At 65.4% G+C, this 21,377-nt stretch carries 13 protein-coding genes and 2 tRNA genes; 6 read left to right on the top strand and 9 right to left on the bottom strand.

Annotation, left to right across the window (positions count from 1 at the left end):
* The 3 genes from AC07S4_RS05155 (at position 1) to AC07S4_RS05145 (ending at position 2,248) form a co-directional block, all read left to right on the top strand.
* Positions 1-77: transfer RNA gene (locus AC07S4_RS05155), tRNA-Asp, on the top strand.
* A 25-nt stretch (positions 78-102) separates the two neighbouring features.
* Positions 103-179, top strand: a tRNA-Asp gene (locus AC07S4_RS05150).
* A 149-nt stretch (positions 180-328) separates the two neighbouring features.
* Positions 329-2,248 (top strand): SurA N-terminal domain-containing protein, encoded by a 1,920-nt coding sequence (locus tag AC07S4_RS05145; RefSeq protein WP_494985571.1) that lies wholly within the window; start codon positions 329-331, stop codon positions 2,246-2,248.
* 117 nt (positions 2,249-2,365) lie between these two features.
* On the opposite strand, the gene mnmH is transcribed toward AC07S4_RS05145, so the two are convergent.
* Positions 2,366-3,421, bottom strand: coding sequence for a tRNA 2-selenouridine(34) synthase MnmH (gene mnmH / locus AC07S4_RS05140; protein ID WP_494985570.1), 1,056 nt, complete (start codon positions 3,419-3,421; stop codon positions 2,366-2,368).
* A 7-nt stretch (positions 3,422-3,428) separates the two neighbouring features.
* On the bottom strand, positions 3,429-4,073 hold the full coding sequence (locus AC07S4_RS05135; RefSeq protein ID WP_494985569.1) for an arylesterase: 645 nt from the start codon (positions 4,071-4,073) through the stop codon (positions 3,429-3,431).
* Between the two features lie 49 nt (positions 4,074-4,122).
* Here AC07S4_RS05135 and AC07S4_RS05130 point away from each other — a divergent pair, with 49 nt between their 5' ends.
* Positions 4,123-4,824, top strand: a complete 702-nt coding sequence (locus AC07S4_RS05130; protein WP_494985618.1) for an ABC transporter ATP-binding protein — start codon at positions 4,123-4,125, stop codon at positions 4,822-4,824.
* Positions 4,825-4,834: 10 nt separating this feature from the next.
* Here the strand turns inward: AC07S4_RS05130 and AC07S4_RS05125 are convergent, their stop codons facing one another.
* The gene (locus tag AC07S4_RS05125; protein ID WP_494985617.1) at positions 4,835-6,358 is read right to left on the bottom strand and encodes an NAD(P)H-hydrate dehydratase; all 1,524 of its coding nucleotides are present in this window, start codon (positions 6,356-6,358) and stop codon (positions 4,835-4,837) included.
* A 141-nt stretch (positions 6,359-6,499) separates the two neighbouring features.
* On the opposite strand from AC07S4_RS05125, the gene AC07S4_RS05120 reads away from it, so the two are divergent.
* Positions 6,500-10,108 (top strand): hydantoinase B/oxoprolinase family protein, encoded by a 3,609-nt coding sequence (locus AC07S4_RS05120; protein ID WP_494985568.1) that lies wholly within the window; start codon positions 6,500-6,502, stop codon positions 10,106-10,108.
* A 143-nt stretch (positions 10,109-10,251) separates the two neighbouring features.
* Here the strand turns inward: AC07S4_RS05120 and AC07S4_RS05115 are convergent, their stop codons facing one another.
* Together AC07S4_RS05115 and AC07S4_RS05110 are read right to left on the bottom strand one after the other, a co-directional pair.
* Complete coding sequence (locus tag AC07S4_RS05115) at positions 10,252-11,889, bottom strand: tetratricopeptide repeat protein (protein WP_494985567.1); 1,638 nt, start codon at positions 11,887-11,889, stop codon at positions 10,252-10,254.
* Complete coding sequence (locus tag AC07S4_RS05110) at positions 11,889-13,580, bottom strand: response regulator (RefSeq protein ID WP_494985566.1); 1,692 nt, start codon at positions 13,578-13,580, stop codon at positions 11,889-11,891. Before AC07S4_RS05110 ends, AC07S4_RS05115 begins: the two co-directional genes overlap by 1 nt.
* A 282-nt stretch (positions 13,581-13,862) precedes the next feature.
* On the opposite strand from AC07S4_RS05110, the gene purL reads away from it, so the two are divergent.
* Positions 13,863-17,909 carry a phosphoribosylformylglycinamidine synthase gene (gene purL / locus AC07S4_RS05105; protein WP_494985565.1) on the top strand — a complete coding sequence of 1,349 codons (4,047 nt, stop codon included), beginning with the start codon at positions 13,863-13,865 and terminating at the stop codon, positions 17,907-17,909.
* A gap of 77 nt (positions 17,910-17,986) precedes the next feature.
* On the opposite strand, the gene AC07S4_RS05100 is transcribed toward purL, so the two are convergent.
* From AC07S4_RS05100 to AC07S4_RS05085, 4 genes are all read right to left on the bottom strand, one after another.
* Positions 17,987-18,172: a 4-oxalocrotonate tautomerase gene (locus AC07S4_RS05100; protein ID WP_161073459.1), complete on the bottom strand. Its 186-nt coding sequence runs from the start codon at positions 18,170-18,172 to the stop codon at positions 17,987-17,989.
* A gap of 9 nt (positions 18,173-18,181) precedes the next feature.
* The gene (locus AC07S4_RS05095) at positions 18,182-18,961 is read right to left on the bottom strand and encodes a class II aldolase/adducin family protein (protein ID WP_494985564.1); all 780 of its coding nucleotides are present in this window, start codon (positions 18,959-18,961) and stop codon (positions 18,182-18,184) included.
* A gap of 80 nt (positions 18,962-19,041) precedes the next feature.
* Complete coding sequence (locus AC07S4_RS05090; protein WP_494985563.1) at positions 19,042-19,701, bottom strand: DNA alkylation repair protein; 660 nt, start codon at positions 19,699-19,701, stop codon at positions 19,042-19,044.
* Between the two features lie 103 nt (positions 19,702-19,804).
* On the bottom strand, positions 19,805-21,331 hold the full coding sequence (locus tag AC07S4_RS05085) for a methyl-accepting chemotaxis protein (protein WP_494985562.1): 1,527 nt from the start codon (positions 21,329-21,331) through the stop codon (positions 19,805-19,807).
* Positions 21,332-21,377: the final 46 nt, after the last annotated feature.

Raw genomic sequence — 21,377 nt, 5'->3', positions numbered from 1 at the left:
GGAGCGGTAGTTCAGTTGGTTAGAATACCGGCCTGTCACGCCGGGGGTCGCGGGTTCGAGTCCCGTCCGCTCCGCCAACAAATACAAACAAACATCTGACCAGGAGCGGTAGTTCAGTTGGTTAGAATACCGGCCTGTCACGCCGGGGGTCGCGGGTTCGAGTCCCGTCCGCTCCGCCAAGAATATGGAAGCCCTTGCAGCTGAAAAGTTGCAAGGGCTTTTTCATTTTTGCCATGCTTGACGTTTTCTCAAAACTGCGCCTTGCTATAGAGCGGCGCGGCGCTGTAAAATCGCGACGGAATATTTCCTCTCTAAGAATTGGCGGACCATGTTTGAATTTATACGCACGCATCAAAAGCTGATGCAGATTTTACTGGCGCTCCTGATCGTGCCGTCGTTTGTGTTCGTCGGCGTGGCCGGCTACAACAACTCCGGCGACCAGGCCAACATTGTGGCCAAGGTCGGCGACCAGTCGATTAGCCGTCAGGAATGGGAAGCCGCGCAGCGCAGCCAGCTCGACAGCCTGCGCCAGCGTATGGGCGCGCAGTTCGACCAGAAACTGATCGACACCCCCGAGTTCAAACAGAACGTGCTCGAGCGCCTGGTGGCCGAGCGCGCCATCGCCGCCGAAATGGTGCGCAGCCACCTGACCGTGGCCGACAGCGTGCTGCAGAAGCAGAACCTGGACAATCCGGCGCTGCGCAAGGAAGACGGCAGCTTCGACATGGAGCGCTACAAGGCGCTGCTGGCCGCGCAAGGCCTGTCGCCGGCCGCGTATGACGCGCAGCGCCGCCGCGAGATGTCCATGCAGCAGCTGCTGGGCGCCGTGCAGGAAACCGGCATCGTGCCGCGCGCCGTCGCCAAGCAGATCTCCGATTTCGGCGCGCAGGAACGCGAAGTGCAGGAACAGCTGTTCCCGGCCGCGCAATTCCTGGCGCAAGTCAAAGTCACCGACGAGATGGTGAAAGCCTTCTACGACAAGAACAGCAAGCTGTTCGAAGTGCCTGAGCAGGCCAAGATCGAATACGTGGTGTTCAGCGCCGCCGCCGTGGCCGACCAGGTCAGCGTCAGCGACGCCGAGGTGGCCGCCTACTACGAAGCCAACAAGGCCCGCTTCAGCAGCGCCGAATCGCGCCGCGCCAGCCACATCCTGGTGACCGTGGGCAAGGACGCCAGCGCCGCCGACAAGGCAGCCGCCAAGGCCAAGGCCGAAGCCATCCTGGCTGACGTGAAGAAGAACCCGGCCGACTTCGCCAAGATCGCCAAGGCCAAGTCGCAAGACCCATCGTCGGCCGAGCAGGGCGGCGACCTGAACGAACTGGAAAAAGGTTCGCTGCCGAAAGCGCTGGAAGACAAGGCCTTCAGCATGAAGCAGGGCGAGATCGCCGGTCCGGTGGAAACCGAATTCGGCTACCACGTCATCACCATCACCGCGCTCAAGCCGGTCGCCACCAAGCCGCTGGACGAAGTGAAAGACAGCATCGCCGCCGACCTGAAAAAGCAGAAAGCCGGCAAGCAGTACTCGGAAATGGCTGAGTCCTTCACCAACACCGTGTACGAGCAGTCCGACAGCCTGAAGCCGGCTGCCGACAAGCTCAAGCTGAAAGTGGAAACCGCCGAGCACATCACGCGCAATCCATCGCCGGCACTGGGCGCCGCACCGTACAACAACGCCAAGTTCCTGACCGCGCTGTTCTCGGCCGAGTCGCTGAAAAACAAGCGCAACACCGAAGCGGTGGAAGTGGCGCCGGCCACCCTGGTGGCTGGCCGCATCGTCGAATTCAAGCCTGCGGCCAAGCGCCCGCTGGCCGAAGTTGACGCGGCGATCCGCCAGCGCGTGACCGCCGAAGAAGCGGTCAAGCTGGCGCACAAGGAAGGCGAAGCCAAGATGGCCGCCGCCAAAGCCACCGGCAGCGCAGAAGGCTACGGCCCGGCGCAGATCGTTTCGCGCGCGGACGGCAAGGGCCTGAGCCCGGTCGTGCTGGCCGAAGTGATGAAAGCGGACGCCAGCAAGCTGCCGGCCTACGTGGGCGTGGACGTGCCGGGCGCAGGCTACGGCGTGTACCGCATCGGCAAAGTGCAGCAGCCCGCCGCGCAAGACGAAGCGCGCCGCAAGAGCGAGCAGGAGCAGATCACCAGCATCGTCGCCGAGCAGGAGATGGCGGCCTACATCGATGCGATCAAGCAAAAATCCAAGGTCAAGATCCTGGCCAAGGCAGAGACGGCAAAAACCGACGACGCCAAATAAAGCACATGCCGCCCCCGGGCGGCATTTTTCATTCCCGAAGTTGCCGCCCACCAAAAAGGGGTCAGGGTTAATTAATTAAATAATTAACCCTGACCCCTTTTTGGGGTTTGGAAACTATCAGGCGGGGTGGAGCTGGCGGGCGGCGGCGAGCAGGTCGTCCTCGGCGATGCCGGGGAGCTCGAGCACCAGGGCGTCGGTGATGCGGGGGAAGTTGCGGGCGATGGAGCGGGTGTAGGCGGGGTCGTAGTGCTCGGCCAGCAGGGCGTCCACCAGCTCGGCCATGCGGCCTGCGCTGGCCAGGCCTTGCCAGTTGCTGATCTTGTCGCGCCCGTGCAGCGTGGCCAGGTAGCCCAGCTGCTCGTTGAGCGGGCCGGCGTCGTCGATGTAGTGCTGGTAGTCCTCCATCAGCAGCTGCACGCGGTGCGCGCGCGATAGCTGCAGCGAGATGCAGCCGGCGGCGCGGATCTGCTCCATCAGCGCGCCCGGCACGCGCAGCGCGCCGACTTTCTTGCTCTCGGATTCGACAAAGACCGGCTTGGCCGGGTCGAAGCGGTGCAGCCGCTCCCAGATCGCGGTCTCGAAGGCTTTCTGCGAGGGCTGGGGCTGGCTGGGCAGGCCGCCCAGCACGGAGCCGCGGTGGGCGGCCAGCTGTTCCAGGTCCAGCACTTGCGCACCTATCGCGTCCAGCGCTTGCAGCAGGCGGCTCTTGCCGCTGCCGGTGGTGCCGCACACCACGCGGTAGTCCAGCGCCGGCGGCTGCTCCAGCGCGGCGCTGACGTATTGGCGGAAGTCCTTGTAGCCGCCTTCCAGCTGCACCACCGGCCAGCCTATCTTGGCCAGGATGTGGGCCAGCGAGCCGCTGCGGTTGCCGCCGCGCCAGCAGTACACCAGCGGCGTCCATTCGCGCGGTTTGTCCAGCCAGAGCGCGTCGATATGCTTGCTGATGTTGCGGGCCACCATGGCGGCGCCCATTTTGCGCGCCTCGAAGGAGCTGACCTGCTTGTAGGTGGTGCCGACCTGGATGCGCTCCTCGTCGTCCAGTACCGGGCAGTTAATGGCGCCGGGCAGGTGGTCGAGCGCGTATTCGGACGGGCTGCGCGCGTCGATGATGGCGTCGAACTGGTCCAGGCGGTGGGCGAGGTCGGCGAAGCGCAGGATTTCAGGGTATTTCATTGTGTGTTTATTTCACTTTCAGCAGCGGCTGCAGATGCGGCCAGATATTGCCCAGGATGATGGGGTGCGCGGCCGCCAGCGGGTGCAGGCGGTCGGGCTGGAATAGTTCGGTCTTGTCGGCCACGCCGTCAAGCATGAAGGGGGCCAGCGGGGCTTTCACGTCCTTGCTCAGCAGGCCGAACATGGCGAAGAATTTGTCGGCGTAGTCGCGGCCGTAGTTGGGCGGCATGCGCATGCCCACCAGCAGCACCTGCGCGCCGGCGCCGCGCGCGTCCTTCACCATGGCGCGCAGGTTGGCCTCCGCCGCCGGCACGGGCAGGCCGCGCAGGCCGTCGTTGGCACCCAGTTCGATCACCACGATGGACGGCTGGTGCTTGCTCAGCAGCGCGGGCAGGCGGGTGCGGCCACCGCTGGTGGTCTCGCCGCTGACGCTGGCGTTGACGATGCGCGCGTCTATCTTCTGGGCCTGCAGTTTCTGCTCCAGCAGCGCCACCCAGCCGGCGCCGCGCGCCAGGCCGTATTCGGCCGACAGGCTGTCGCCTACCACCAGTATGGTTTTTGGTGCAGAATAGGCGTTCGCGGCGGCGCTGAACAAGAACAGCGCCACCACCGGCAGCCACAAAGCCTCACGTATTTTTTTCAAGAAGACCATGCCTGAATTTCCCAAAGCGTCCAGCAATTTCATTCCGGATTCGCCGTCCATGTCGGGCGGCGGCAAGGTGCAGGCCAGCGTGCCCGGCCAGGCGGCCATCGTGGTGGCGGGGCTGAGCAAGCGCGTGGCCGATGCCAGCGGCGAGCTGACCATCCTGCACAGCGTGGATTTTACCGTGCAAAAGGCCGAGACGCTTGCTATCGTTGGGGCTTCCGGTTCGGGCAAGTCGACTTTGCTGGGCTTGCTGGCCGGGCTGGACTCGCCCAGCACCGGCAGCGTGCACCTGGACGGCAGCGATATCTATGCGCTGGACGAGGACGGCCGCGCCGCCGTGCGCAAGGAGAAGCTGGGTTTCGTGTTCCAGTCCTTCCAGCTGCTGGCGCACCTGACGGCGGTGGAGAATGTGATGCTGCCGCTCGAGCTGGCCGGCGATGCCGACGCGCGCGCCAAGGCGGAAGCGATGCTGGGCAGGGTGGGGCTGTCCAGCCGCCTGAAGCACTATCCCAAGTATTTGTCCGGCGGCGAGCAGCAGCGCGTGGCGCTGGCGCGGGCTTTCGTCGGCGAGCCGCCGCTGCTGTTCGCCGATGAGCCCACCGGTTCGCTGGATGCGGCCACCGGCGAGGCGGTCATCCAGCTGATGTTTGAGCTGAACCGCGAGCACGGCTCCACGCTGGTGCTGGTGACGCACGATCCGTCGATAGCGGCCCGCTGCGGCCGCGTCATCACCATCGCGGCCGGGCGCATCGTCTAACCTGGCTCTTCTAGCGGCTGTGGTGCTGCACCATGCGGTTCAGCGCGGTGCGGACGGCCGGTATCAGTTCGCCTGCCGTCAGGCCTATCGGCCCCATGCCTTCGGTCACCATCACGTCCGCCGCCATGCCGTGCAGCCAGACCGCCGCCAGGGCCGCTTCCCACGCGGGCCATCCCTGCGCCAGCAGGCTGCCGCACAGGCCCGCCAGCACGTCGCCGGTGCCCGCCGTGGCCAATGAGGGATTGCCGGTGGTGTTGATGACCACGTGGCCTTGCGGCTCGGCCAGCACGGTGCCGGAGCCTTTCAGCACCACCACCGCCCGCGTGCGCGCAGCCAGCGTGCGCGCGGCGGCAGGGCGGTCGGCCTGCACCTCGGACACGGAGATGCCTAGCATGCGCGCCGCTTCCAGCGGATGCGGCGTGAGCACGGTGCCGTTGGCCGCATCCGGCGCGCTGGCGCGCTCGGCCAGCGCCGCCTGCAAGGGCGGGGACGCAGCCAGCAGGTTGAGTGCATCCGCGTCAAGCAGCAGCGGGCTGGCGCTGCCGATTGCCTGCGCCAGCAGTTCCTGCGCTCCGACCCCCGCGCCCAGGCCGGGGCCCGCCACGATGGTGGCCGAGTCGAAGTCGAAGGCGGCGGCCTGGCGGCACATCAGCTCAGGATAAGCGCTGTCGTAGGCCGGCGCCTGGTCCGCAAAGCAGGCGTAGACGCGCCCCGCGCCGGTCAGCAGCGCTGCGCGCGCAGCCAGTATCGGCGCGCCGGCCATGCCGCTGGCGCCGCCCAGCACCGCCACGCTGCCGTAGCTGCCCTTGTGGCTGTTGTGCAGCCGCCCGCGCAGGTGGCGCGCGAAAAATTTCACGTCGTTCAGATGCTGGCGCGATGGCTGGAATGCCGCCGACTCGATATCGAGCCGCGCGATCTGCACCAGGCCTGCATGGTCGCGTCCATCGCAGGTGTGCAGGCCGGGCTTGTCGCCGATGAAGGTGACCGTGTGCGTGGCGTGCACCGCGATGCCGTCGACGCCCACGATGGCGCCGGTGTCCGCATCCAGTCCGCTCGGCACGTCCAGCGCCAGCCGCGAGCAGGGCATGGCGTTCACCGCCTCCACCAGTTCCCGCAACTGGCCTTCCAGCGGGCGTTTCAGGCCGATGCCGAACAGGCCGTCCACCACCAGGCTCCATTCAATGCCGGCGATGGCCTCCAGGTTCAGTTCCGCAAACACGGCGTTGCTGCTGCGCGCCCTTTGCAGCGCATGCCCGCGTTCCGGCGAGGAGGGCGCGCCGCTGTCGACGTGCAGTATGGTGACCTGGGCGCCGGCATAAGCCAGGTGGGCCGCCGCTTCGAGCGCATCGCCGCCGTTGTTCCCCGGCCCGGCCAGCACCAGCACGCGTGCGCGGCTGGTGGAAAACGGCAGCAGGTCCAGCGCCGCATTGGCCCCGGCCTGCCCGGCACGCTGCATCAGCGCCCCCGGCGGCAGGCGCTGTGCGGCAGTGTGTTCTATCAGGCGGATCTCAGCGACGGTGTAGAGTGGATTCATGGCCAGCCATTGCAGTGGGGGTGATGTCATTCTAGCATTGATGTTAAATTTCCGGACCGTGGCCCGGCCATGGCTAATCGTCCCCCACAGCGGCGGTGCGCGCACTACAATAAGCGCTTCTCGCATAGCAGGAGGTGGCGTATGGACTGGCAGTTCTGGATCGATCGCGGCGGCACGTTTACCGACATCGTGGCGCGCATGCCGGACGGACGGCTGCGCACGCACAAGCTGCTGTCCGAGAATCCTGAACAGTACCGCGACGCGGCCGTTGCGGGCATACGCCATCTGCTGGGCGTGGCCGCAGGCGAGCCGCTGCCCGCCGCCGGCATCGAGGCGGTGAAGATGGGCACCACGGTGGCCACTAACGCCCTGCTGGAGCGCAAGGGCGAGCCCACCGCGCTGGCCATTACGCGCGGCTTCCGCGACGCGCTGCGCATCGCCTACCAGAACCGTCCGCGCCTGTTTGACCGCCATATCGTGCTGCCCGAACTGTTGTACAGCCACGTGGTGGAGGTCGACGAGCGCATGGGCGCGCACGGCGACGTGGTGCAGGCGCTGGACGCGGACGCTGCGCGCGCCGGACTGCAGGCGGCTTACGACAAGGGCTTGCGCTCATTGGCCATCGTCTTCATGCACGGCTACCGCTACAGTGCGCACGAGGCGGCGGTGGCGGCCATCGCGCGCGACATCGGCTTTACGCAGGTCTCGGTATCGCACCAGGTCAGTCCGATGATGAAACTGGTGGCGCGCGGCGACACCACGGTGGTGGACGCCTATTTGTCCCCCATCCTGCGGCGCTATGTGGACCAGGTGGCGAGCGAGCTGCCGGGCGTGAACCTGCAGTTCATGCAGTCGAACGGCGGCCTGACCGACGCGCGCGCCTTCCAGGGCAAGGACAGCATATTGAGCGGCCCGGCGGGCGGCATCGTCGGCATGGTGCGCGCCAGCAGGCTGGCGGGCTTCGAGCGGATTATCGGCTTCGACATGGGCGGCACGTCGACCGACGTGTCGCACTACTCGGGCGACTTCGAGCGCGTGTTCGAGACCCAGGTGGCTGGCGTGCGCATGCGCGCGCCGATGATGAGCATCCACACCGTGGCGGCAGGCGGCGGCTCCATCCTGCACTTCGACGGCAGCCGCTTCCGCGTGGGGCCGGACAGCGCGGGCGCCAATCCCGGCCCGGCCAGCTACCGGCGCGGCGGCCCGCTCGCGGTCACGGACTGCAACGTCATGCTGGGCAAGATACAGCCGGAGCACTTCCCCAAACTGTTCGGCGCGGACGGCAGGCAGGCGCTGGACGCCGCCGCCGTGCGCGAGCGCTTCGCCGCGCTGGCCAACGAGATCAATGGCGCGGCGGGCGCCGGGGCGGCGCAGGTGTCGCCCGAGCAGGCGGCGGCGGGCTTTATCGAAATCGCCGTCGGCAATATGGCCAACGCCATCAAGCAGATTTCGGTACAGCGCGGGCACGACGTGACCGAATACACGCTCACCAGCTTCGGCGGCGCGGGCGGCCAGCACGCCTGCCTGGTGGCGGACGCGCTGGGCATGAAAACAGTATTCATCCATTCCCTGGCCGGCGTGCTGTCCGCCTACGGCATGGGCCTGGCCGACCAGACCGCGATGCGCGAGGCCGCTGTCGAAGCCCGCCTGGCCGATGGCGGCGGGCAGGACCTGCTGGCGCGGCTGGACGCGCTGGGCGAGGAAGCGCGCGGCGAACTGCTGCGGCAGGGCGTTGCGGCCGAACGGATCTCGCTGATACCCCGCGTGCACCTGCGCTACGAGGGTACGGACTCCGCGCTGATCGTCCTGTTCGACACCAACGACAGCATGAAGGCGCAATTCGAAACCGCCTACAAGAAGCGCTTCTCCTTCCTCATGCAGCACAAGCCGCTGATCGTGGAAGCCGTGTCGGTGGAAGCCATCGGCGCTTCGGATGCGCCAGCCGAGGCGGCGCCGCAGCAAGTTCCGCGTGCAGGCGCGCTGGCCGCATCCGCCATCGTCCCCATGTTCGCCGCCGGCGCCTGGCGCGACACGCCGCTCTACAAGCGCGAGGACACCCGCATCGGCGACATCATCCACGGCCCAGCCATCATCGCCGAGGCGAATGCTACGACGGTGGTGGAGCCGGGCTGGGAAGCGGTCGTCACGCCGCAGGACCACCTGGTGCTGACGCGCGTGGAAGCGCTGCCCGAGCGCCGCGCCATCGGCACCACGGCCGACCCGGTGATGCTGGAGATCTTCAACAACCTGTTCATGTCCATCGCCGAGCAGATGGGGCTGCGGCTGCAGAACACCGCCTACTCGGTCAACATCAAGGAGCGCCTGGACTTCAGCTGCGCCATCTTCGACGCCGACGGCAACCTGATCGCCAACGCGCCGCACATGCCGGTGCACCTGGGCTCCATGGGCGAGAGCATCAAGACCGTGATGCGCGAGAACGCGGGCAAGATGCACGCGGGCGACGTCTACATGCTGAACGACCCTTACAACGGCGGCACCCACCTGCCCGACGTGACGGTGATCTCGCCCGTGTTCGACGAGGCGGGCGGCGAGATCCTGTTCTACGTCGGCTCGCGCGGCCACCACGCGGACATAGGCGGCACCACGCCCGGCTCCATGCCGCCCGACTCGCGCAGCATCGTGGAAGAGGGCGTATTGATCAACAACTTCAAGCTGGTCGACGGCGCCGCTGGAGGCCAGCTGCGCGACGCCGAAACGCGCGCCCTGCTGGCTTCGGCCACCTACCCGGCGCGCAACCCCGACCAGAACATGGCCGACCTGCGCGCCCAGGTGGCCGCCAACCAGAAAGGCGTGGACGAGCTGCGCAAGATGGTGGCGCACTTCGGACTCGACGTGGTGCGCGCCTACATGGGCCACGTGCAGGACAACGCCGAGGAAGCGGTGCGGCGCGTGATCGGCGCGCTGCGCGACGGCAGCTACACGGTCAAGCTGGACAACGGCGCGCAGATCCAGGTGGCGGTGCGCGTCGACCAGGCAGGGCGCAGCGCCGAGATCGACTTCACCGGCACCTCGGCGCAGCTGGACAACAACTTCAACGCGCCGTCCGCCGTGTGCATGGCGGCGGTGCTCTATGTATTCCGCACGCTGGTGGACGACGAGATCCCGCTCAACGCGGGCTGCCTCAAGCCGCTGCGCGTGCTGATACCGCCGGGCTCCATGCTCAATCCGCATTACCCGGCGTCGGTGGTATCTGGCAATGTCGAGACCTCCACCTGCATCACCAACGCCCTGTACGGCGCGCTGGGCGTGCTGGCCGCGTCGCAGGGCACGATGAATAATTTCACCTTCGGCAACGCGCGCTACCAGTACTACGAAACCATCAGCGGCGGCTCGGGCGCCGGCGAAGGCTTCGACGGCACGTCCGTGGTGCAGACCAATATGACCAACTCCCGCCTGACCGACCCCGAGATACTCGAGTTCCGCTTCCCGGTGCGGCTGGACAGCTACGAGATCCGGCCCGGCTCGGGCGGCGCGGGCCGCTGGCGCGGCGGCAACGGCGGCGTGCGCAAGGTGCGCTTCCTCGAGGCGATGACGGCGGCCATCCTGTCCAACAACCGCCTGCACGCGCCGTTCGGCATGGCGGGCGGGGCGCCGGGCGAAGTCGGCCGCAACCTGGTGCAGCGCGCGGACGGCAGCGTGGAGCAGCTCGGCCACATCGGCAAAACTGACATGGCGCCGGGCGACGTGTTCATCATCGAAACCCCCGGCGGCGGCGGCTACGGATCCTGAGCTCCTTATCCGCAATATCCGGGGTCAGTTCTACCATCGCGTCACGAGCTCAGCCGTTTAATGGATGAGGCCGTGACGTGATGGTAGAACTGACCCCGGGTTGGGGGCAGATGGGAAAGGGGGGTGGTACTGGATAGGCGCAACTATGCGGTCGTGGAGATGCCGTATTTGCGCTGGGTGGCGCTGTGCTGCTGGAGCAGGGTGTCGAATTTGGGGTTGCCGCTGTCGATGCGGCGCAGCCGTTCGAGCAGGAGGCCGGCCTGTTCGGCCAGCGGCGCTTCCCAGCCCAGCTCGTCGAGCTGGCGCAGCATGGCGCTGATGGTGGCGTACAGCACCGGCAGGTTGCTGGGGTTCTTGCGCAGCGCCATGCCCAGCGTGGTGACGGCGGCGCGATGGTCGCCCTGGTCGAGGTGGTTGGCCGCGTGCTCCAGCAGTTCTTCCACCTGGTGCGTGATCTGCTCGCCTATGCTGCGGGCGATGTCGTGGCGGCCGGCGTGTTCGAACACGCCCACCGCCTGCTCCATCGACAGCCCGCTTTCCGCGTCGCCCATCATGTCGATCACCACGTGGGCGGCGTCCTTGTCGAGTTTGTGCTTGAGGCAGCTTTGCACGAGGCCGAGCTTGAGGCCGTTGGACAGGCCCTTGGCCAGGCCCACGGCGGCCACCGCGTTGCTCAGTTCGCCGGCGGCGGCGGTGTCGTTGCCGCTCAGGTCGAGCAGCAGGGCGGCCGAGATGGCGCGGCACGCTTCGGTGTTGGTGTTGCCGCGCAGCGAGCGCTCCAGGTCGCGGATCACGCCGCTGGCCTGGTTGGCGTCGCCTTTCTTGACCAGCGTCTTGACCAGGTTGACGTGGTCTTCCGGATCGCGGAATTCGGAGTACTTGGCCTTGGCCACCACTTGCTTGAAGGCTTTTTCGGCCATGCCGATGTCGCCCGTCTCATACGCCACCGTGCCCAGGTGGCGCAGGCGGCTGACCATGTGCGGCGAGATGGCGACCGCGTCCTCCAGCACTTTCTTGGCTTGCACGGCCTGGCCCAGCGCCTCGTGGGTGCGCGCCAGCAGGTCGTAGGCCGCCATGTATTTGGGATTCTGCGCCAGCAGCTTGTCCAGCGTGGCCAGGGCGTCGTCGTAGCGCTGGCCGGCGAACTGGCAGCGCGCCAGGCCCAGGTGCGCCCAGCCGATGGGACGGCCGGCCAGAATGGTGTGGTAGGCCAGTTCGGCCTCCGCCAGCTGGCCGGCGTCAAAATGCAGCTCGGCGCGCAGGCGGGCGAAGTCGGTGGCGTGGCGCGGGTGGTTCGCTTCGGCCGTGACGGCGGCCGCGATGGCCTCGCGCACATTGCCCTGGCCGATCTGTTCGTAGACCGGCAGGAAGGCGGTGCGCCGCCCCACGGCCTTGGCGATGCGCTGCATCAGCACTTCTACGGTGAACGGTTTCAGGATGTAGTCGGCCGGCAGCAGCTCGGCCGCGCTGACGACCTTGCCGTACACGCCTTCCGAGGTGAGCATGATGAAGATGGTCCAGGGGCCGATCAGCTTGTGCAGGCGCAGGTCTTCCAGCAGCTGCTGGCCGTCCTGGCCGTTGTCGCCGCTGCCGCTGCCCAGGTCGTATTCGCACAGCACCAGGTCGAAATTCTTCTTGCCGAGCTGGCGGATGGCCGTGCCGGAGCTGACCGCGTCGTCGATGCGGGTGATGCCGGACTGGTTCAGCATATTGCGCAGACTGGCGCGCATGCCGGGATTGGGGTCCACCAGCAGGACGGTGAGGTCGGCGTAGTCCTGCATCAGCGCGTCTCGGCGGCGGCCTGCGCGGGGGCGGGCGTGGTTGGCGTGCTTGGCGGGGCGGCGGCGGGCGCGTATTTCTGGCGCACGGCCGTGTACTGGGCGATCAGGCCCGGCAGCAGCGGGTGGGCGGGATTGTCGTCGCGGATGCGGCGCAGCAGGCCAGTGCATTGCACGGCCACGGTGGCGTCCCAGCCCAGGTCCATGATCTGGCGCAGCATGGCGGTGGCGGCCACCGCCCACAGTCCTTTATGGTCGGGGCGCTTGCGCAGCGCCTGCTGCAGCACTTCCACCGCGCCGGCCAGGTCGGCGTTGCGGCTTTTTTCGGCAGCCTGGCGCACCATGGCGTCCACGTCGGAGTCGAGCTGCTGGTCGTAGCTGCGCGCGATGTCTTCGCGGCCGGCCTGGGCGCACAGCGCCACCACGTCGGCCTCGGACACGCCGCTGTCGGGATCCTTGGTCAGCTCGCCGAACAGCACCGCCGCCTGTTCGTCCATGCGGTTCACCAGGCAGCTGTGCGCCAGCCCCAGCTTGATGTTGCTGGACATGCCGGTCGCTTCCGACAGCAGGGCCATGGCCTTGGCCAGCTCGGCGGCGGCCGCTTCCGGCTTGCCGTTCAGCTCCTGCAGCATGGCCGACGAGTAGGCGCGGCACACGTCCACGTCCGGCCCGCTGCGCAGCGAGCGTTCCATGTCGCGTATCACGGCGGAGGCGCCGGCGGCGTCGCCTTTTTTGACCAGGGTGCGCACCAGGTTCACGTGGTCGGCCGGGTCGCGGAATTCGGAGTACTTGGCCTTGGCCACGACCTGCTTGAAGGCCTTTTCGGCACCGTCGATGTCGCCGGTGGCGTAGGCCACGTCGCCCAGGTTGCGCAAGCGCGTCACCATGTGGGGCGAGATGGCGATGGCGTCTTCCAGCACTTTCCTGGCTTCCTCGTCCTTGCGCTGGGCGCGTAGCACCTGGGCCAGCAGGTCGTAGGCGGCCATCAGCTTGGGGTTCTCCGCCACCAGCGTTTCCAGCTGGGCCTGCGCGTCCGGATAGCGTTTCAGCGCGAAGGCGCAGCGCGCGCGGCCCAGTTGCGCCCAGCCCAGCGGTTTGCTGGCGACGATGGCGGTGTAGGCCTGCTCGGCTTCGGGCAGGCGATCCAGGCTGAACAGCAGTTCGGCGCGCAGACGGGCGTAGTCGGTGGCGTAGCGCGGCTGGGAGGTCTCGTTGCTCAGGCAGGCGGCGATGGCTTCGCGCGCTTTGCCCTGGCCTATCATCTGGTACACCGGCAGGAAGGTGGCGCGGCGTTCCAGGGCGCGGCCGATACGCTGCGACAGCACGTCCACGGTGAACGGTTTCAGGATGTAGTCGGTCGGCAGCAGCTCGGCGGCGCTGACCACCTTGCTGTACACGCCCTCGGACGTGAGCATGATGAAAATGGCCCACTGGCTGATGATGCGGTGCAGGCGCAAGTCCTCCAGCAGCTGCTGGCCGTCCTGGCCCGCCTCGTTGCCGCCGGCGCTGCCCAGGTCGTACTCGCACAGGATGACGTCGAAATTTTTCTTGTTCAGGGCCCGGATCGCGGTGCCCGCGCTGACGGCGTGTTCGACCTTGGTGATGTTCACCTGGGTCAGCATATTATGGACGCTGGCGCGCATGCCCTGGTTGGGGTCGACGATCAGTACCGACAGGTTGCTATAGTCTGGCATCTTCTTTCTCTCAGGCCGGGCAGGCTTTTTGTCCAGCATACTCCAAGGATAGGCAATTTTACGTGCATCGCAGCACTTTTCCCCGTGGGAGGCCCGCGTTTACGCACAAAAGCGCCAAAAATGTTGCATCAAGCGCACGATGCCCTCGTTCTGCGATGGACAAAGCTGTCTAGCAGACCCTGCCCGGGGAGGGGCTAACAGGGTATAATGCCGGGCAAAGGATTTTAGCCGCACAGATTTCTTCTTTAATCCGCAGCCACGCTGCTCAACCACCTCCCAACCATGTTGATTTTGCCGGGTTCTAACGCCCTGTCTGCATTCCGTAGCCAACGCCTTCTCACTCAACTGCAAGCCGTGCTGCCCGCCATTACGGCCGTGCAAGCGCGCCATCTGCACTTCATCGACGCTGCCGCGCCGCTTTCGAGCGACGACACCAGCCGCCTGCAAGGGCTGCTGACCTACGGCGAACCTGCCCAGGCCGAGCTGGCCGACGGCGGCGCGGTCGAAGAATTCGTGGTGATACCGCGTTTCGGCACCATTTCGCCATGGGCGTCGAAAGCCACCGATATCGTGCACAACTGCGGCATGGCCCACATCAAGCGCGTCGAGCGCGGCGTGGCCTACCGCATCCACCTGAAGGCCGGTTTCCTGGGCAGCAGCATAGGCGCGGGCAAGATGTCGGCCGAGCAGGCCGAGGCCGTCGCCGCGCTACTGCACGACCGCATGACGGATTCGGTGCTGCGCCACGCGGACGAGGCTGCCGGCCTGTTCCGCACGCTGGACGCCAAGCCGCTGGAGTCGGTGGACGTGCTGGGCGCGGGCAAGCAGGCGCTGGACAAGGCCAATACCGACCTCGGCCTGGCCATGTCGGACGATGAAGTGGACTACCTGCACGAAGCCTTCACCAAGGCCAAGCGCAACCCGACCGACGTGGAACTGATGATGTTCGCGCAGGCGAACAGCGAACACTGCCGCCACAAGATCTTCAACGCCGACTGGACCATAGACGGCGAGGCGAAGGACAAGTCGCTGTTCAAGATGATCAAGAACACCCACGAGCAGCAGCCCAAGGGCACCATCGTGGCCTACAGCGACAACTCGTCCATCATGGAAGGCGCCGTGGTTTCGCGCTTCTTCCCGCAAGGCGCCGGCCAGGAATACGCGGCCACCACCGAGCTGACCCACACGCTGATGAAGGTGGAGACCCACAACCACCCGACCGCGATCTCGCCGTTCCCTGGCGCCTCCACCGGCGCCGGCGGCGAAATCCGCGACGAGGGCGCGACCGGCCGCGGCGCCAAGCCGAAAGCCGGCCTGTGCGGCTTTACCGTGTCCAACCTGATGATACCCGGCGCCGTGCAGGCCTGGGAAAACGCCGCTTCGGTGACCGCGCCGTATGCGCAGCGCGGCACGTCGGAAGCCTACGGCAAGCCGGACCGCATCGCCTCGCCGCTGCAGATCATGATCGACGGCCCGCTGGGCGGCGCCGCCTTCTCCAACGAATTCGGCCGTCCCGTGCTGGGCGGCTACTTCCGCACCTACGAACAGAACGTGGGCGCGCAAGTGGCGGGCGTGGCGGACACCGTGTACGGCTATCACAAGCCCATCATGATTGCCGGCGGCATCGGCAACATCTCCGGCCAGCACACGCACAAGAACGACATCCCGGTCGGCAGCCTGCTGATCCAGCTGGGCGGTCCGGGCATGCGCATCGGCATGGGCGGCTCGGCCGCTTCGTCGATGGCCACCGGCACCAACACCGCCGACCTGGACTTCGACTCGGTCCAGCGCGGCAACCCGGAAATGGAACGCCGCGCGCAGGAAGTCATCAACGGCTGCTGGCAGCTGGGCGCGAACAACCCGATCATCTCCATCCACGACGTGGGCGCGGGCGGCCTGTCGAATGCCTTCCCCGAGATCACCAACGACGCCAAGCGCGGCGCGCTGTTCGACCTGCGCAAGATTCCGCTGGAAGAATCCGGCATGGCGCCGAAGGAAATCTGGTCCAACGAATCGCAGGAACGCTACGTGCTGGCCATCGCGCCGAACGACCTGCCTGCCTTCAAGGCCATGTGCGACCGCGAGCGCTGCCCGTTCGCCGTGGTGGGCACCGCCACCGAAGAACGCCAGCTCAAGCTGATCGACGACGAAATGGGCAACAGCCCGGTCGACATGCCGATGGACGTCCTGCTGGGCAAACCACCCAAGATGCAGCGCGACGTGCACCATGTGCAGAACGACTACCCGGCCATCGACCTGACCGGCATCTCGCTGGAAGAAGCCGCCAAGCGCGTGCTGCTGCTGCCGACCGTGGGCGACAAATCCTTCCTGATCACCATCGGCGACCGCACCGTGGGCGGCATGTCCGTGCGCGACCAGATGGTCGGCCCATGGCAGGTGCCGGTGGCCGACTGCGCCGTGACCGCCATGAGCTACGAAGGCTACCTGGGCGAAGCGATGGCGATGGGCGAGCGCACGCCGCTGGCCGTGATCAACGCGCCGGCCTCGGGCCGCATGGCCGTGGGCGAAACCGTCACCAACCTGGCCGCCGCGCCTATCCGCTCCATCGAAGACATCAAACTGTCCGCCAACTGGATGGCCGCCTGCGGCCAGCCTGGCCAGGACGCCGCCCTGTACGACACCGTGCAGGCCGTGGGCATGGAACTGTGCCCGGCGCTGGGCATCTCCATCCCGGTGGGCAAGGACTCGCTGTCCATGCGCACCACCTGGAAGGACGAAGGCGAAAGCAAGGCCGTGATGTCGCCGGTATCGCTGATCGTGTCCGGCTTCGCACCGGTGTACGACGTGCGCAAGTCGCTGACCCCGCAGATCCGCACGGACGCGGGCGACACCGTCATGATCCTGATCGACCTGGGCCGCGGCAAGAACCGCATGGGCGCCTCCGCGCTGGCGCAGGTGATGGGCCAGCTGGGCAATGAAGCGCCGGACGTCGACAGCGCCGAAGACCTGAAAGCCTTCTTCACGGCCATCCAGCAGCTGAACCAGGACGGCAAGCTGCTGGCCTACCACGACCGTTCGGACGGCGGCCTGTTCGGCACGCTGGCCGAAATGGCCTTCGCCGGCCGCGCCGGCCTGTCGATCAACCTTGACATCCTGACGCTGGACGCGGGCCACGGCGCCGACCAGGGCGACGCCAAGAACTGGGCCGGCCAGATCGCCGAGCGCCGCAACGAGCAGACCCTCAAGGCGCTGTTCAACGAAGAGCTGGGCGCGGTGGTGCAAGTGCGCGCCGACGAGAAATCGCTGGTGATGGACGTGCTGCGCTCGTTCAACCTGGGCGCCTGCAGCCACATCATCGGCAAGCCGAACGACCGTGGCGTGATCGAATTCACGCGCGACGCCAAGCTGATCTACAACCAGCCGCGCTTTGAACTGCACCGCCTGTGGAGCGACACCAGCTGGCGCATCTCCCGCATGCGCGAGAACCCGACCACGGCGGACGCGGAATACGACCGCCTGCTGGACCTGGCCGATCCCGGCATCTCGCCGAAGCTGACCTTCGACCCTTCGGAAAACGTGGCCGCGCCGTTCGTGGCGACCGGCGTGCGTCCGCGCGTGGCCATCCTGCGCGAGCAGGGCGTCAACTCGCACATTGAAACCGCGTGGGTCATGCACCAGGCCGGCTTTGCCGCCGTGGACGTGCACATGAGCGACCTGATCGCCGGCCGCGTCAAGCTGGACGACTTCCAGGGCATCATCGCCGTGGGCGGCTTCTCCTACGGCGACGTGCTGGGCGCGGGCGAAGGCTGGGCCAAGTCCATCCTGTTCAACCCGGCGATGGCGGAACAGTTCGCGCGCTTCTTCGGCCGCGGCGACACCTTCGGCCTGGGCGTGTGCAACGGCTGCCAGATGATGAGCAACCTGAAATCCATCATCCCGGGCGCGCACGCTTGGCCGAAGTTCACCACCAACAAATCCGAGAAGTTCGAAGCACGCTTCTCGATGGTGGAAGTGCTGGACTCGCCGTCGATCTTCTTCCAGGGCATGGCCGGCACGCAAACCGCCATCGCCATCGCTCACGGCGAAGGCTACGCCGACTTCACGCAGACCGGCAATATCGGCGAAGCGATTGCAGCCCTGCGCTTCATCGACAACAAAGGCGCCGCCACCGAAACCTACCCGTACAACCCGAACGGCTCGCCGCAAGGCCTGACTTCGGTAACGACGGCCGACGGCCGCTTCACGGTGATGATGCCGCACGCCGAGCGCGTGTTCCGCAGCGTGCAGCAATCGTGGCACCCTGAATCGTGGGGCGAAGACTCCCCATGGATGCGCATGTTCCGCAACGCCCGCAAGTTCATCGGCTAAGACCTAAAGCAGCAAAAAGGGGTCAGGGTTAATTAATTTGGAAACATTTCCAAATTAATTAACCCTGACCCCTTTTTTTATTCCTCAGACCAGAGGCGGCCGGCGGTGGCCCAGTGCTCTTTTTTTATTTCGTGGAGGATGATGTCCACGGATTCGGGCGTGGCGTCCAGCGTGGCGCAGGTGGCTTCGGTGATGGCTTTGACGAAGGCGCGCTTCTGTTCCGGCGTGCGGCCTTCGAAGAGTTGGACGTTGATGGTGGGCATAGCAGCTCCTCAGGTGCGGTAGGTGGGATTGGTGGCGTCCAGTTGGCGCAGCAGGGCGGGCCATTCGAGGCGGCCTTCGGGCGCGCCGTCCCCAAGCAGCTCGCTGTGCGCCTTGATGCAGACGGCTTCGCTGGGCTGGCGCAGCGGCATGCAGGCGGATTGGGCCAGCAGCTGCAGCTTGCAGGCCTGGTCCAGTGTCTGCATCAGTACGAAGGCTTCGGCTATCGTGCGGCCGACTGTGAGGCTGCCGTGGTTGCGCAGCAGCATGGTGGGGTGCCGGGCGAGGCTGGCGGTAAGGCGGTCTTGCTCGGCCGGCGTCATGTCCAGGCCTTCATAGTCGTGGTAGGCCATTTCGCCGTAAAAGCGCAGCGCGTAGGGCGACAGCGGCAGCAGGCCGGCGTCTTGCATGCCGACTGCGATGGCGTTGGGGTTGTGCAGGTGCATGACGCAGGCGGCGTCCGGCCGCGCCGTATGAACGGCGCCGTGCAGGGCGAATCCGGCTTTGTTGACGGCGTGCTGGGAGCGGCAGACCTTGTTGCCTTCGCAGTCGACTTTGACCAGATTCGAGGCGCGGATTTCGTCAAAACGGAATCCGAATGGGTTGATTAGATAATGGCCCGGTTCTCCGGGAACGGCGGCGGAGATGTGGGTATATATTCCGTCGTCCCAGCCGAATTGGGCGCACAGCTGGTAGCAGGCGGCGAGGTCAATTCGGGTTTGCCATTCGGCGGGGCTGGTGATGCCGGTTGGCGCAATTGCGGTCCGGATTGATGTAGAGAGGCTGTCCATTCGAACAGATTAGCATATTGTTCGGCCGGCGTTCCTGCGTCCGTAGCAATGGACGCCATGCGCCTGGAGATATATCCGGCTTATAGGTGTTTATTGGCCTCGCGGTAGCTGAGTGCGGACAGGGCGCTTTTATTCTGCTGCGTGAATTGGCGGACTTCTTCCGGTGCGTGCCGCGCGTAATCCCTCAGAGCCCATCCGATGGCCTTCTGGATAAAGAATTCCTTTTCATGCGCCAATCCAAGGCAATAGGAATAAAGCCGCTTATGGTCGGTTTTTCCGCGCCAGCCTAATTGATGGAGCAGCGCCATTCGGCGCATCCAGAAGTTTTCGTGCTTTAGCGCTTCGTCCATATGGTCGTGCTGTCCGCACAATATATCGCCTATTACGGTGGCTAGCGCATCCACTGTGTCCCACCATGATTTCCTCTGCACGAGTGCAAGCAGGGCGGGAATATCTGCAATGCGCAGCTCTTTGCTGTGCATGTTCAGCAAGTCCAGGGTCGCGTATTGATATTCCCGCTCAGAGTAATCCCATAATTCATTTGCCAGGCCGATCAGATAAGCATGGCCGCTGCCTTTCAAAGGTATGAGCAGCGGCTTGATCGCAGCCCGGCGCGCGGGCGTGGGAATGCCGAGATAATCAAACTGGTCGCGCATATAGGCGCGCATCCCGCTGGCGCGTTCCGGATCGGCTAGCGCTTGCAGTTCGCCATGCAATTGCTGGAGGAGATTGGTCTTCATACCGCTGGAGTATGCCAGAATATGGCACATTCATGCTCAAAACTGGTAGCCGGCAGGCGAAAAAAAAGGCGCTCCGCAGAGCGCCCGAATTACCACTGGGAGATTAGAGTTTAAAGCGGCTGACCACTTGCGCCAGATTGGCCGATTCGTCCTGCATGGATGCCGCCGCAGCAGCAGCTTCCTCGACCAGCGCTGCATTCTGCTGGGTCACCTGGTCCATTTGGCCGATGGCGATATTTACCTGTTCAATACCGGCAGTCTGCTCCTGGCTGGCATGGCTGATCTCGGCCATAATATCCGTTACGCGTTTTACGCTATTAACAATTTCCTGCATCGTAAGGCCGGCTTGATCCACCAGGCGGCTGCCTGCGTCGACTTTTTGAACGGAGTCGTCAATCAGGCCTTTAATTTCGCGCGCTGCCGCAGCGGAACGCTGGGCCAGATTGCGCACTTCGGACGCCACCACGGCAAAGCCGCGCCCTTGTTCGCCGGCGCGCGCTGCCTCTACTGCTGCATTCAATGCGAGAATATTGGTCTGGAATGCGATGCCGTCAATAACGCCGATAATGTCGACGATTTTGCGCGACGAGTCGTTAATCGAACTCATGGTTTTAACGACTTCATTGACCACGTCGCCGCCTTTTACCGCGACTTCGGATGCGGACGCTGCGAGTCCATTTGCCTGGCGCGCATTATCGGCATTCTGTTTTACCGTCGAGGTAATCTGATTCATCGAAGACGCGGTGCGGCCAAGCGAGCCGGCTTGTTCTTCGGTGCGGTTGGATAAATCCAGATTGCCCGATGCAATTTCCTGCGAGGCGAGGGCGATAGTATCGGTGCCGGTGCGGATTTGCTGCACCATGGCGGCCAAATGGTCCTGGATTTTCTTAATCTCATACAGCAGGCTGGTATTATCGCCGTCCACGGTGACTATCCTGGCGGAGAAATCCCCCTCCGCAATCCGGTGCGCGATTTGCGCCGCATAAGCGGGTTCGCCGCCCAGTTGGCGCATGACGTCGCGCGCCATCCAGATGGCGATGCCGACTCCTATCGCCACGGCCAAGGCGCCGAGCGAGATGCTGATGAGCAGCATGCTGTGGGTGGATTCGACCACGGCAGCCTTGGTCTCTTTCACCTCGGCGTTCTTTTGCTTGATGAAGTCGAGCAGCTGGGTGCGCATTTCGCGCCAGACCGGCGTTTCTTCCTTGTTCAGGGCAACGATGGCGGCTGCCTGGTCTTCCTTGGCCAGCGTGGCGACCTTGGCCTGCAGGCCGGCTTGCTTGTCGCGCAGTTCGGCGACTTTCTGGAAGGTTTGCAGGGTGGCGGGCGTGCCGCGCGACAGCTCCAGCGCCGTGGTGCTGTGCTCCTTGAAGGCCGAGCCGGCGTCCTCCAGGTTTTTATAGCCGGTCTTGTTGGCCGGGTCCAGCACCACGTTGCGCAGCGCCTGGCCCATTTGCAGGCCTTGGGCGTACATATTGGTGGCCGTCATCAGCAGGGCCTGGTCTTGCTCCAGGAAGCCCTGGAAGCGGTTCTTGGCGGACTGCATGCCTTGCAGGGCGACGCCCAGTGCGCAAACAAAGAACAGGCACACCAGTCCCATGCACAACGTCATTTTTGATTTTAGATTCATGAATTTCCCCAATTAACTATTGCTGTACATCAATAGTAGACTGGGT

The sequence above is a fragment of the Pseudoduganella sp. GW821-FHT05F09 genome (assembly GCF_059419605.1).
This window is presented reverse-complemented; position numbering and strand designations above follow the sequence as displayed.